Origin of the sequence: Campylobacter upsaliensis (assembly GCF_900637395.1) — a bacterium.
GTDB lineage: Bacteria > Campylobacterota > Campylobacteria > Campylobacterales > Campylobacteraceae > Campylobacter_D > Campylobacter_D upsaliensis.
The window spans coordinates 276,028-288,756 of sequence record NZ_LR134372.1; the positions used below are offsets into that span (position 1 = coordinate 276,028).

The following is a 12,729-nucleotide window of genomic DNA, read 5'->3' on the forward strand; positions in this document are numbered from 1 at the left end:
GAACTCCTTAAAAGCCCTAGTTTAAAGCTCTGGGGCTTTATTTCTTATCTTTATTTTCTTTAATATTTTTAATTTTTAAGTATTATTTAAGTAAAAAAGCTCATTTATATGCTATAATTTCGCCGTTTTATATCTTAATTTTAAGGAGAATTCTCATGAAACTAGTTAAACTTAGTTTAGTTGCAGCTCTTGCTGCGGGTGCTTTCTCAGTGGCAAATGCTGCTCCACTAGAAGAAGCGATTAAAGATATCGATGTATCAGGTGTTTTAAGATACCGCTATGAGGCAGGAAATATCAAAGATAATGCTGGTCTTGTTGGTCAGTCAGGTCTTAATACCTCTAAGCAATTTCACAAATACAGAGCGCAAGTTAATTTCAACGCTGCGATCGCAGATAACTTCAAAGCTTTCGTTCAGTTAGATTACAATGCTAAAGATGGTGGTTATGGTAAAGAAAATAATCAATATATCCCGAGTGTTACAAAAGGCGATAGTGCGACTTTACATGTAAGACAACTTTACCTAACTTACACTAATGAAGACTTTGCTACTAGCGTATCAGTAGGTAAGCAACAGCTTAACACTATCTGGACTGACAGTGGCGTAGATGGTCTTGTTGGCACAGGTGTCAAAGTGGTTAATAACAGCTTTGACGGCTTAACTCTTGCAGCTTTCGCGGTAGATAGCTACAATGTAGATGAGCAAGATAGTGATGTAACAGGTTTTGGTAATGTTCCAACTTTTGATGAAGTTGGTAACCTTTATGGTGGTGCTGCTATCGCTTCTTATGAAGTTTTCGGCGGACAACTTGACTCTCAACTATGGGCTGCTTATTGGGATAAAGTAGGCGTTTGGTATGCTTTAGATTTAGCTTATGGCACAACTATCTTTAACGATGTCAACTGGAAGCTTAATGCCGCTTATTTAGGAAACTACCTAGATAAAACTTATACTGCTAACGATAGACCGGGAGAATCTACAGGACCAAATAATAAAAAATTTGAAGACGGAAATTTCTTCGCTTTAAGAGGTTCTATTGACTGGAATGGCTTTGACGCTAGCCTAGGTGGTTTATACTATGGTGAAAAAGATGCTGTAACAGTAACAGTGATCGAAGATCAAGGCAACTTAGGACATCTTCTTGCTGGTAACGAAATTTACTACACTGAAGGTTCACACTTAAATGGCGACCTTGGTCAAAATACTTTTGGTTACCTAACTGCTGGTTATACCTTCAATGAAGCATTGCGTTTAGGTGCAGACTTCGTATATGGTGGAACTAAAACAAATGACCACAAGAGCGGTGGTGAAAAATTTGAAGCTGTTACAAGAGTAGATTATAAATACTCTCCAAAACTATCTTTCCAAGCTTTGTATTCTTATCTAAATGTTGATAAAGATAAAAATGGCGAAGGTAAAAAAGATGTTGTAAGACTTCAAGCTCTTTACAAGTTTTAATTTTTATGGTATAATGCCACTTATCCACCCAGCCCCCTCCCTTTTAGCTGGGTGGTCAGCCCCTGCCCCCAGGGGCTTTTTTCGTTCTAAGCATATAAAATTAACAATTATCCAAGACTTAGTTAAAAAATTATTTCTCCCCCCTTATTTTCTTAGAAATAATAAGAATTTTGCATTTTATGATTTATAAAATTTTAGCAAATTATCCTCCACGCTATAAAATTTAGTTTTTATCTGCCTTGCCACACTTCCAGCCACTACTTATAGCTAACTTTAAGTCTTAAAGCTCTTTTAAAACTTCTTTTTGTGCTTCGTGTATGCTACCAGCACCACTTCCAGCGACCACTATACCATACTGATGAAACCTAGCTTTTTATCCGCCTCACTTACTGCCACATTTCCAGCGACTACTATACCATTTCAAATAAAGCCTTATGAATTACAATGCGTTTTTAAGTGAATTTAAAATTAAAACTTTGAATATAGGCTCATAAAGAGCCTATGTTTTAGTATTTTAAGAAATACTCTTGAATTTTCTTAACATCGTTAGTCTTAGTTAAAGCTAACATTAGCAAAATTCTAGCTTTTTGTGGGTTTAAATCCTCCGCACTGATGAAACCTAGCTTTTTATCAGCCTCACTTACTGCCACGCGACCAGCGACTACACGAGAGCTTACAGCGACTTTAAGCCCCTTAGTTAAAAGCTCTTTTAAAACTTTTTTTTGTGCTTCGTGTATGCTTCCAGCACCACTTCCAGCGACTACTATACCTTTTGTGCCATTTTCAAATAAAGCTTTAGCAGCCACCCCACTGCCATCATTTGAATAGCTATAAAGAATATCTACTTTTGGCAATTCTTTAAGATTTTTTACATCAAAAGGTGCTTTTTTGGTATGAGCTTTTGCGACATTGTTATAAAAATAAACTTTACCATCAACGATATAACCCATATCTCCAAAATCAGGCGAAGAGAAAGCATCGACATTTAAAGTATGTGTTTTTACCACAGCTCTAGCACTTTGAATTTTATCGTTCATAGCAACCATTACGCCTTTGGCATTTTTATCAGCTGCTAGAGCGACTGCGTTGTAAAGATTTTTAGGACCATCAGCACTTATGGCTGTGCTTGGACGCATAGCACCAACTAAAACGACAGGCTTATCGCTTTTAATGGTTAAATTTAAAAAATAAGCCGTTTCCTCCATAGTATCCGTTCCGTGAGTGATCACCACGCCATCAACTCCACTTGCGAAAAGTTTGTTAATCTCTTGTGCGAGTTTAAGCCAAATTTCATCACGCATATTTGAGCTGTCGATATTTGCGATTTGCTGTCCTTCAATTTTCGCTAAATTTTGAATTTCAGGCACTGCTTTAATCAGCACATCAACACCTACAACACCAGCCGTATAGCCAGTAGTAGCAACCGCACTATCGATAGACCCTGCTATCGTTCCTCCTGTGGCTAAAATAGCAACTTTTGGTTCCTCCATACTCGCCCCTACTATAAAAAATGCAATCATACAAAGCAATAATTTCTTCATATGTGCCTCTTTTAAGAATTTATCTCATCTTTGTGATGAAATATGCTTAATTTTAGCAAAAAAAATTCAATTTTAATTACTATTTTTTAATATAATAGCGATTTAAAGTCTTTAATATAGGAGAATTGTATGACTAAAGAAGAGATTAAGGAGCTTGTAAATTTGTTTGCTGAGGCAAATATTAGCAAGATTAAGATTAAAGAGCAGGACGGCTTTGAAATAGAGCTTGAAAGAGAGATGTTCTGTGATGTGCCAGCGCCTACTACTCCACCTCCTACTACTCCTCAGCCTATTAATGTCAATGTCGTTAATGAAACTCATCGCACTCCAACTAAAAGCAATCAACCAAGCATTACAAGCCCTATGGTAGGCACTTTCTACCAAGCGCCAAGCCCGGGTGCAGCACCCTTTGTCAAAGCGGGGGCTAATGTGAAAAAAGGCGACACCATAGCCATAATAGAAGCGATGAAGATTATGAACGAGATTGAAGCGGAGTTTGATTGCCGTATCGTTGAAGTTTTAGTTGCGGACGGACAGCCTGTGGAATTTGGCATGCCTTTGTTTGCAGTGGAGAAACTATAAATGGAAATTAAAAGCGTTTTAATAGCAAATCGCGGTGAAATCGCCCTAAGAGCCTTAAGAACGATTAAAGAAATGGGAAAAAGGGCTATTTGTGTCTATTCTGAAGCGGATAAAGACGCCCTCTATCTCAAATACGCTGACGCAAATATCTGCATAGGTAAGGCAAGAAGTGCGGAGAGTTATCTTAATATCCCTGCTATTATCACAGCAGCAGAAATTGCGGAGGCAGATGCAATTTTCCCCGGATACGGCTTTTTAAGTGAGAATCAAAATTTTGTCGAAATTTGTGCTAAACATAATCTTAAATTTATAGGTCCTTCAGTGGAGGCGATGAATTTAATGAGCGATAAAAGCAAGGCAAAACAAGTAATGCAAAGGGCTGGTGTGCCTGTGATCCCCGGAAGTGATGGGGCTTTAGCTGGGGCGGAAGCGGCGAAAAAACTTGCAAAAGAAATAGGCTATCCCGTCATTTTAAAAGCGGCTGCTGGAGGCGGTGGGCGTGGTATGCGTGTGGTGGATAATGAAAAAGATTTAGAAAAAGCATACTGGTCGGCTGAAAGTGAGGCGATGACGGCTTTTGGAGACGGAACGATGTATATGGAAAAATATATCCAAAACCCTCGCCATATCGAAGTGCAAGTCGTAGGAGATAGCTTTGGTAATGTTATACACATAGGCGAGAGAGACTGCTCTATGCAAAGGCGTCATCAAAAGCTTATAGAGGAGAGTCCTGCTATTTTGCTTGATGAAAAGACAAGGATAAGATTACACGAAACAGCTGTAAAAGCGGCAAAAGCCATAGGCTATGAGGGGGCGGGGACTTTTGAATTTTTGGTAGATAAAAATTTGGATTTTTACTTTATAGAAATGAATACGCGTTTGCAGGTAGAACACTGCGTAAGCGAAATGGTAAGCGGTATAGACATCATAGAATTGATGATAAAGGTTGCTGAGGGCTATGCCTTGCCTTCGCAAGAGAGTGTTAAATTACGCGGTCATAGCATAGAGTGTAGAATCACGGCGGAGGATAGCAAGACTTTTTTACCAAGTCCGGGTAAAATCACCAAATATATCCCACCAGCAGGGCGTAATGTAAGAATGGAAAGCCACTGCTATGAGGGCTATGCGGTGCCGCCTTATTATGACTCGATGATAGGCAAACTTGTCGTGTGGGGGGAGGATAGAAACACGGCTATTTCTAAAATGAAAGTAGCTTTAAATGAGCTTATCGTTGGGGGGATTAAAACTACGCGTGATTTTCATCTTTCTATGATGGAAAATCCCGATTTTATCGATAATAACTACGATACAAACTACCTTGCAAGACATTAAATTTGTAGCCTTAGGGCTACAATGTTAAGTTTATATTTTGCGATAGGTTTTATTAATTTCAATAGGCTTTAAACAATTTTAAAAATTTTTGTTTTGGTGTGTTTGTTTGCTTGTAAGTTGTGATGTGAAATGTTGCTTAAATTATGATTTGTTATTATTAACATAAATTTAATAATTGCTTAATAATAATTTATTTTTAATACTAAAACTAAATTTCCTCATAAATCTTTAGCACAAATTTTTTACCTTTGTGATAGAAAAAAGCAGGAAAATCCTCATTAGAGCAAATGCGTAAAAGATTAAATTGCTCTTTTAAACTTTTATCGATGTTTAATTCGCTATCTTTAGGGCTTCTTTTAGGGTAAAAGCTCTCCACTCCATTTTGCTTTTTAGACTTTAAATTTGGATAAAGTTTTAAAAAATCCTCACAAAGCTCTAAACTGAAAAAAGCTTGCTTGTTTCTTAATTCTTCGTAAAGCTCATCGCCTCTAAGCTTAAGCGTTTTTTGAAGATAAATATCCCCACTATCCACACCCTTATCCGCCTCAAAAAGCGTGAAAACAATGTCATTTTTACCCTCTAAAATTTGATAAAACATAGGCGACCAGCCCTTTCCTTGCGGAAGTTTGGAGGCGTGTATGATGAGATTGTGTTGATTAAGATTTAATAAATTTGGCGGGATAATTTTGTGATAAGATAAAATGAAAACGACCTCATAGCCTCTTACTTTTTCATACGCTTCAAAAAAATCCGCCCCAAGTTTTTTCGCAAATTCCAAAGCCTTTTCATAAAACCACTGATTAGGCGAAGTTACGAGAGCTATTTTCACGAAGCTCTCCTTAAAGGATTAAGATAAAGGGTTACCCCCCCCCCCCCCCCCCGTTTGCAAAGATAAAACATTTTTTCGTCCTCACTGATGATTTTAAAGTCATTTTTAAGATACAAAGTTAAAGCCCTTTCATTTGTCTTAAATACACAAGCTTTTAGAATTTGCACTTTTAAAGTGTCAAAAGCATAGTTTAAAACTTCGTTCATTAAAAGTTGTCCTACGCCTCTTAAATTCGGCTTTGCATAAAGTCCAAATTCGCAAGTTTGAAGGTTGATATTAAAAAGATGTATCACGCCTATACTTTGCCCCCCTTTAAAAACTACAAAATAACGCTTACTTTCATCGTTTTTAAGGCTATTTACAAATTTCAAATGCTCTTCTAGGCTGATATTTTGCGTTTTCATAAAATTTCCCACGCTATTACGCCATTTTAAAAGCTCCTTAAGCTCATTTTCATTAAGAGAGATAAAATTTCTAAGCTCTATCATCTATACTCGATTTCATAGTCTTTTTCTAAAAGCCACTGGGCTAGTTTTTCTTGATTTTTTTGGGTGCAAATGGCTTTAAAATTCGCCTTTAAAAGCAAGGCTTCATTAACTAAACTTGAAGCTTGGATAATGAGTTTTCTACTTTCGTTCATCGTCTTAGCAAAATGCTCTAAATTCACAGCCAAGCTAATGTTAGGCGTGTTTTGCTCTAAATGCTTTAAGGCTTTTAAATTCTTATTTGCACTTGTTGTTGCGATGAGAATTTTCAAGCTTTTGGGAAGATCGAGGGCTAGTTTGGCGGAGAGATTTTTACTATCTGTGCCACCCATACAAATGAAAATATCCCAAATTTTAGGGCGTTTTTTCTTTGCCTCTTCGTAAAATTCCTCTCTAATCAAAGCATAAGAAAAGCCACATCTAAGCTCGCAAGTAGCAGGGACTAAATTTTTATAAAGTGAAGGTTTGGCATAGGCATTAACATTAAGTAAAATATCACAAAAATGAGGCTTTAGCTCATCATCAAAGCTTAAAATTTGCACCTCACACATCGCCTTAATCGCTCTTTCATCTTGCTCTTTAAAATCATAATGATCAAGCACTAAAAGTTCAAAACTTTCTTCTTTAATCAGCCCACAAAGCTCATCTAGGCTCGTCCCTTCAAGTAAAAAAACCTCATTTGGAATTTTTTCTATGATATTTCCCTCAAGCTCCAAACAAGCAAAGTTCACTTCGTGTCCTAATTTTTCATATTGCTTTGCTAAAATCAAACAACGCTGTATGTGTCCGTGTCCTATCTTAAAAGAGCTATCCGCACGAATGAGAATTTTCACATCAAAGCCTTATTTAACGCAAAAAGTTTTTTCGCAAATTCTAAATCCTGTGGCGTGTCAATGTCGCAAACCAAATTTCTAGGCAGCAAATACACGCTAGAATTCGGTGTGAAAATCATCTCCTCCTTAAGCCACGCTTCTTTTTTACCAAAATAAAATACCCCCGCATCGTGATACGCCCTTTCTAAATCCTGAGAACGCACAAAATACTGACTTTCATCAAACATATAAACCCTTTTTCCCTTCAAATAAAACGCCCTTTGGATAGGATAGTCAAATTCCACAGCGCCAAACAAAAAGCTAAAATCGCCCTTAATAAATTCTTCATAAGCTTCTTTTAAAAGCTTTGCATTAAGTAAGGGTGCGGTCGCATAAAGACAGCAAATGTTTTCATACCCAGCCCCTATTTTTTCGCTAACGCTTTTTATAACCTTAGAACTTGAGCTAAAATCATCACTTAACTCCTTTTCCCTCATCAAAGCCCTCGCCCCAAAAACCTCTGCCACTTGCAAAATTTCCTCATCATCACTAGAAACCACAACTTCCTCAAAAATGCCTGAATTTAGGGCATTTTCTATACTATAAGCCATCAAGGGTTTGCCACAAAAATCAATAATATTTTTTCTTGGAATTCGCTTAGAACCACCACGCGCTGGGATAATGCAAAGACTTTTCACTGCTTTAAAGCCTGTGCGATTAATTCAAGGGGGCTTTTAAAAACCACCTTGCTTTGATTTTGCGTAAGGGCGTTTGAAATTTGCATTCTACAAGCCGAACATTCCGCACTCACCACGCTAGCACCACTTTCATCAATCATCTTAGCTTTTTTAAGTCCCACTTTTAAGGTATTTTCATAATAATCACTTTGCATACTCACGCCTCCAAAACCGCAACAAGCATTAGAATCACTCATCTCAGCAAAGCGGTAATTTACCTTTAAAAAGGCTCTAGGCTCCTTAAACACTCCTTGCATTTTCCTCGCGTGGCAAGGGTCGTGGTAGGTTAAAAGTAAATCTCTTTTCCCCTTAGTTTTTAAAAGCTCTAAAAGAGGCGTTTTTTCATAAAAATACCAAGTCGCAAGCTTGATTTTAGGGGCGATTTTAGCCGCTCTTTTAGCCCACTGCTCCTCCTTTATCATCGTAAAAAAATGCTCCAAATCCACACTAAGCATAGCCGAGCAAGTCGCTTCAGGAGTGATGATATACTCCACACTTTCAAGTTTTTTTTCAAAATATTCCACATTTTTTTTCGCTAGACTTTCAAGGCTTTTAAAATCCCCTGTGAAAAAATGCGGCGCTCCACAGCAAACCTGCTCTTTCATCAAATCAACATTAATTTTAAGCTCTTTAGCTATACTAAGCACGGCTTTTGCACTATCTATATAAAAATAATTTGCCAAACAGCCTACAAAAAATCCCACGCTTTTTTCTCCGCCATTATCGATAAATTCGGTGTTTTGATTTAAAAAGCTTTTTTGCTTAAAACTAGGCAAAAGTCTGCCTTTTTTGATAAAGGGTAAAGAAAAACGCGCCTTCATACCAGAATTTTGCAAAGCAAAAGCACAGCTTTGAAATACAAAGCCAAATTTAGCTGCTATATCAAGGGCTTTTCTCGTGCGTAAAAAATAAAGCAAAAGCCTTTTATACCACGCTATGCCAAATTTCTTAGCGATGTCATAACGCACCGCCTCAATGGCATTATCAACCCTAATGTGCGATGGGCAAACCTCCACGCAATTCGTGCATAAAAAGCAAGATTCAAACACTCTTTTTGCTTCTTTATCAAGCTCTAAATTTCCCTCTTTATAGGCAGCCAAAAGGTCTAAAAAACCACGCGGAGAATTAATCTCATCGCGTTTGATTTGATGAATAGTGCAAGTAGGGATACATTTACCACATTTAACACAGCTTTGAGAAAATTTTGTAAAGTCCATTATAAAGTCTTTGAAAATACTTTTTTTTCTTCGCTAATGTTTTTTAAATACGCATCAAAACACATTGCGATATTTCTTATAAGCATTGTGCCTGTTTCATTGACTTTAATGAAATCATTTTCAACGCTTACAAACTCACCATACTCCTCAAGAGCCTTTAAATCCTGTTTAAAATATTCTCTAAAATCAATTTTAAATTCTCTTTCTATCTCTTTAATATCTAGCTTAAAATTCGCCATTAAAGCCATAATAACAGCCTTTCTAAGCCTATCATCATCACTAAGTAAAACCCCCCTTTCAAAAGGCAAAATCCCCCTTTCAATCGCTTCTTCGTAAGATTTTAAATCCTTGAAATTTTGCGCATAATAATTTTGCCCCTCGCCTATGCTAGTCAGTCCCACGCCCACTAAATCCACACCACCCTTAGTCGTGTAGCCTTGAAAATTTCTATGCAAGGTATTATCATTTAAAGCTTTAAAAAGCTCATCATCTTCTTTAGCAAAATGGTCCATTCCTATCATTTTGTAGTGATTTTGCCCTAAAAATTGCTCACAATATTCTAAAATTTGAAGCTTGACATCAGGGCTTGGTAGGGTATTTTCGTCAAATTTTCTCATATTTTTCTTAAGCCAAGGCACATGCGCGTAATTAAAAATCGCCAAGCGGTCAGGGTCTAAAAGCAAAATTTTGTCTAAGGTTTGCTTAAAACTTTGCAAATTTTGAAAAGGTAAGCCATAAATTAGGTCGATATTAACGGACTTTATCCCACGACTTCGCACCTTTAAAAGCGCTTCTTTTGTTAAATCAAAAGGTTGAATTCTATGGATTTCTTTTTGCACTCTTTCGTCAAAATCTTGCACCCCAAAGCTAATGCGGTTAAAACCATTTTGCACCAAAACATCAGCTTGTGCGTCATTGAAAAAGCGAGGGTCTATCTCGCAACTTAGCTCGGCTTCTTTGTCAAAATGAGAAAAAACGCTTTTAATTTTTAAAATTAAACTTTCTAATTCCTCAGCAGAAAAATAAGTCGGTGTACCACCTCCAAAGTGCATCTGCACGACTTTTTTTTGTGTGTCTAAAAGAGAGCTTAAAATGTCAAGCTCTCTAAAAAGATATGTTAAATAACGCTTTTTACTCTCTTCTTTAGCTGTGTAAATGACATTACACCCGCAAAAATAGCAAGCGCTTCTACAAAAAGGCAGGTGAAAATATAAAGAAAGATCGCGTTTGGACTCCCTTAAACATCTTAAATATTTCCCATAGCTAAATTCCGTGCTAAATTCCACAGCCGTAGGGTAGGAAGTGTAACGAGGACCAGCCTTAGAATACTTTACAAAGGCTTTATAATCTTTCATTTTGCAAACTCTCCATCATCATATTCATATCGATAAATAAATTTGGGTGTTCTTTTTTAATGTCTTCAAGTAGGCGGTCTAAATCGACATTAGCCCTAGCCACTCCAGTAACCCTTACAATTTTTTCAACAGCGTCCATAGCCACAGCCCAAGCGTCATTAAAATCCACAGGCATTTGTTGATAAATCGCTTTTTCAAGCTTAAGCTCAAAAATTTCTTTTTGATTTTTCTTAAGAGTATCTAGCAAATTATTAAGACTATGCAAAGAAGTTAATGCGTGTGTGCCGCCGTCCTCATCGATGATAAACCAAGGCTCAACTCTATTAAGCTTACTATTTTTAAGCCTTAGTCTATACTCATTTTCTTCAGGAAGCATTTCAAAAATCGTCAAATCCCGCTTTTTCATACCTAAATACTTGCTAAAATCATTAATCTGTGCCACAGCATTTTTTGGTTTTTTTACTATGGTTTTTTTCATTTCTTTCATTTTTCTCTCTCCAAAAAACACAATAAAGCTTTTACAACAAAAAGGCGGTTTCTCGCCTCCTCAAAAATCACCTCGCTGTGTAACTCAAAAAGCTCTTCACTCACCTCATAGCCCCTATAAGCGGGTAAGCAATGGAGTAAAATCGCATCTTTTTTCGCCACACTCATCGCCTCTTTATCGATGATAAAGCCCTCAAAATCTTTGATTTTCTGCTCTTTTTGCTCCTCTTCACCCATAGAAATCCAAGTATCTGTAATCACCACTTCCTTATCTTTAATAGCCTCGAATTTATCGTTTGTAAGAGTGATTTTCGCTCCACTTTTTTTTGCATTTTCTTTTGCAAATTCCAAAATTTCAGGGCGAATGTGATAATTTTTAGGTAAAGCAATGCTTAATTCATAGCCTAGTATTGAAGCGGCGATAAGCCAAGAATTACACATATTATTACTATCTCCTACAAAGGCTATTTGACCTTCTTTTTGATATTCTTGCATAGTTAGCAAGTCGCCTAAAATTTGCGTAGGGTGGTATAAATCACTCAAAGCATTAATCACAGGAGCTTTTGAGTATTTAGCAAATTCCTCCAAACTTGCGTGGTGATTAACCCTAAGCATTACAAAATCGACCATAGAGCCTATAACTCTCGCCGTATCCTTAAGTGGTTCTCCTCTACTAAGCTGCAAATCATTAGCATTTAAAAATAAAGCCTTGCCACCAAGCTCTGTAATGGCTAATTCAAAAGCCATTCTAGTGCGTGTGGAATTTTTTTCAAAAATCATCGCTAAAGTTTTATCTATCAAAAGTTTTTCAGACTTTTGCTTTAAAACTTTAGCGTGATTAACAAGGGCTAAAATTTCTTCCTTGCTAAAATCCTTTAAGCTTAAAAAATGTCTCACGCCTTTTTCCTTAAAATTTCCGCCACTTCTTTAGCGTGATAAGTGATGATGAGTTTCGCACCAGCCCTTTTAAATGCTATCATCGTTTCTATAAGTGTTTTTTCATAATCAATCACCCCAGCCCTTTTAGCCGCTTGAAACATCGCATATTCGCCACTTACATTATAAACGCAAAGTGGTAAATTTGTATTTTGCGAAAGCTCCTTTACCACATCTAAATACGCAAGAGCAGGTTTTACCATCAAAATATCTGCTCCTTGTGCTTCATCTTCTAGGCTTTCCATTAGGGCTTCTTTGCCATTGTGAAAGTCCATTTGATAGCTCTTTCTATCGCCATAGCTTGGGGCGGAATTTGCCACTTCTCTAAAAGGTCCATAATAGCTTGACGCAAATTTGGTTGAATAGCTCATAAGAGGCAAATTTTCATACCCAGCCGCGTCTAAAGCCTCGCGTAAGCTAAGGATAATGCCGTCCATCATACCACTTGGTGCTATCATATCAACGCCTGCTTTAGCGTGGATAAGAGCTTGTTTAGCTGAAAGCTCTAAGGTGGCGTCATTATCCACGCTTTTAGTTTTTGGCTCTATAATGCCACAATGTCCGTGTTCTGTATATTCACAAAAGCATAAATCGCTAATGATAAAAATTTGAGGATAGTCCTTTTTAATGGCTCTTATGGCTCTTGCGATGAGGCTATTTTCATCTAGGGCTTCACTTCCGCAACTATCTTTTTTTGCTTCTTCTATCACGCCAAAAAGTATAATGGCTTTTAAGTCTAGCTTCACAAGCTCCTCGCACTCTTTTAAAATCATATCTAAGCTCATTTGAAATACGCCGCTCATAGAGGAAATTTCATTTTTTACCCCATTTCCCTCCACGACAAAAAGAGGGTAAATCAAATCCCGAATTTCTAAAGAATTTTCCCTTAACATCTCTCTTAAATTTGGATTTAATCTTAATCTTCTAAATCTTTTAAACATAATTTTGTCCTTTTTTTGT

The 12,729-nt window shown here is 37.1% G+C and carries 13 protein-coding genes and 1 pseudogene; 3 read left to right on the forward strand and 11 right to left on the reverse strand.

Annotation, left to right across the window (positions count from 1 at the left end):
* The first annotated feature begins 155 nt into the window (after positions 1-155).
* On the forward strand, positions 156-1,457 hold the full coding sequence (locus tag EL158_RS01435; protein WP_027303863.1) for a major outer membrane protein: 1,302 nt from the start codon (positions 156-158) through the stop codon (positions 1,455-1,457).
* Positions 1,458-1,740: 283 nt separating this feature from the next.
* Here the strand turns inward: EL158_RS01435 and EL158_RS08685 are convergent.
* Together EL158_RS08685 and EL158_RS01440 are read right to left on the reverse strand one after the other, a co-directional pair.
* Positions 1,741-1,809, reverse strand: a pseudogene (locus EL158_RS08685) (hypothetical protein); the annotation flags it as partial.
* A 154-nt stretch (positions 1,810-1,963) separates the two neighbouring features.
* Positions 1,964-2,947: a type II asparaginase gene (locus tag EL158_RS01440; RefSeq protein WP_034955881.1), complete on the reverse strand. Its 984-nt coding sequence runs from the start codon at positions 2,945-2,947 to the stop codon at positions 1,964-1,966.
* 180 nt (positions 2,948-3,127) lie between these two features.
* On the opposite strand from EL158_RS01440, the gene accB reads away from it, so the two are divergent.
* Entirely contained in the window at positions 3,128-3,580 is a 453-nt protein-coding gene (accB, locus tag EL158_RS01445) for an acetyl-CoA carboxylase biotin carboxyl carrier protein (RefSeq protein ID WP_027303865.1), read from the forward strand.
* Complete coding sequence (locus EL158_RS01450) at positions 3,581-4,912, forward strand: acetyl-CoA carboxylase biotin carboxylase subunit (protein WP_027303866.1); 1,332 nt, start codon at positions 3,581-3,583, stop codon at positions 4,910-4,912.
* A 208-nt stretch (positions 4,913-5,120) separates the two neighbouring features.
* Here the strand turns inward: EL158_RS01450 and EL158_RS01455 are convergent, their stop codons facing one another.
* From EL158_RS01455 to hemB, 9 genes are read right to left on the reverse strand one after another with little or no spacing between them, the layout of a single operon-like run.
* On the reverse strand, positions 5,121-5,741 hold the full coding sequence (locus EL158_RS01455) for a formyltransferase family protein (RefSeq protein ID WP_027303867.1): 621 nt from the start codon (positions 5,739-5,741) through the stop codon (positions 5,121-5,123).
* Complete coding sequence (pseH, locus tag EL158_RS01460; RefSeq protein ID WP_126361380.1) at positions 5,738-6,229, reverse strand: UDP-4-amino-4,6-dideoxy-N-acetyl-beta-L-altrosamine N-acetyltransferase; 492 nt, start codon at positions 6,227-6,229, stop codon at positions 5,738-5,740. The genes EL158_RS01455 and pseH overlap by 4 nt, the downstream gene beginning before the upstream one ends.
* On the reverse strand, positions 6,226-7,059 hold the full coding sequence (gene pseG / locus EL158_RS01465; protein WP_027303869.1) for a UDP-2,4-diacetamido-2,4,6-trideoxy-beta-L-altropyranose hydrolase: 834 nt from the start codon (positions 7,057-7,059) through the stop codon (positions 6,226-6,228). Before pseG ends, pseH begins: the two co-directional genes overlap by 4 nt.
* Positions 7,056-7,736, reverse strand: a complete 681-nt coding sequence (gene pseF, locus EL158_RS01470) for a pseudaminic acid cytidylyltransferase (protein ID WP_027303870.1) — start codon at positions 7,734-7,736, stop codon at positions 7,056-7,058. The genes pseG and pseF overlap by 4 nt, the downstream gene beginning before the upstream one ends.
* Positions 7,733-8,992 carry a (Fe-S)-binding protein gene (locus tag EL158_RS01475; RefSeq protein ID WP_027303871.1) on the reverse strand — a complete coding sequence of 420 codons (1,260 nt, stop codon included), beginning with the start codon at positions 8,990-8,992 and terminating at the stop codon, positions 7,733-7,735. The genes pseF and EL158_RS01475 overlap by 4 nt, the downstream gene beginning before the upstream one ends.
* Positions 8,992-10,347, reverse strand: coding sequence for an oxygen-independent coproporphyrinogen III oxidase (gene hemN, locus EL158_RS01480; RefSeq protein ID WP_027303872.1), 1,356 nt, complete (start codon positions 10,345-10,347; stop codon positions 8,992-8,994). The genes EL158_RS01475 and hemN overlap by 1 nt, the downstream gene beginning before the upstream one ends.
* Complete coding sequence (locus EL158_RS01485) at positions 10,334-10,834, reverse strand: DUF2603 domain-containing protein (protein ID WP_027303873.1); 501 nt, start codon at positions 10,832-10,834, stop codon at positions 10,334-10,336. Before EL158_RS01485 ends, hemN begins: the two co-directional genes overlap by 14 nt.
* Entirely contained in the window at positions 10,831-11,730 is a 900-nt protein-coding gene (gene argF / locus EL158_RS01490; RefSeq protein ID WP_027303874.1) for an ornithine carbamoyltransferase, read from the reverse strand. The genes EL158_RS01485 and argF overlap by 4 nt, the downstream gene beginning before the upstream one ends.
* Positions 11,727-12,710, reverse strand: coding sequence for a porphobilinogen synthase (gene hemB / locus EL158_RS01495; protein ID WP_027303875.1), 984 nt, complete (start codon positions 12,708-12,710; stop codon positions 11,727-11,729). Before hemB ends, argF begins: the two co-directional genes overlap by 4 nt.
* Positions 12,711-12,729 lie beyond the last annotated feature (19 nt).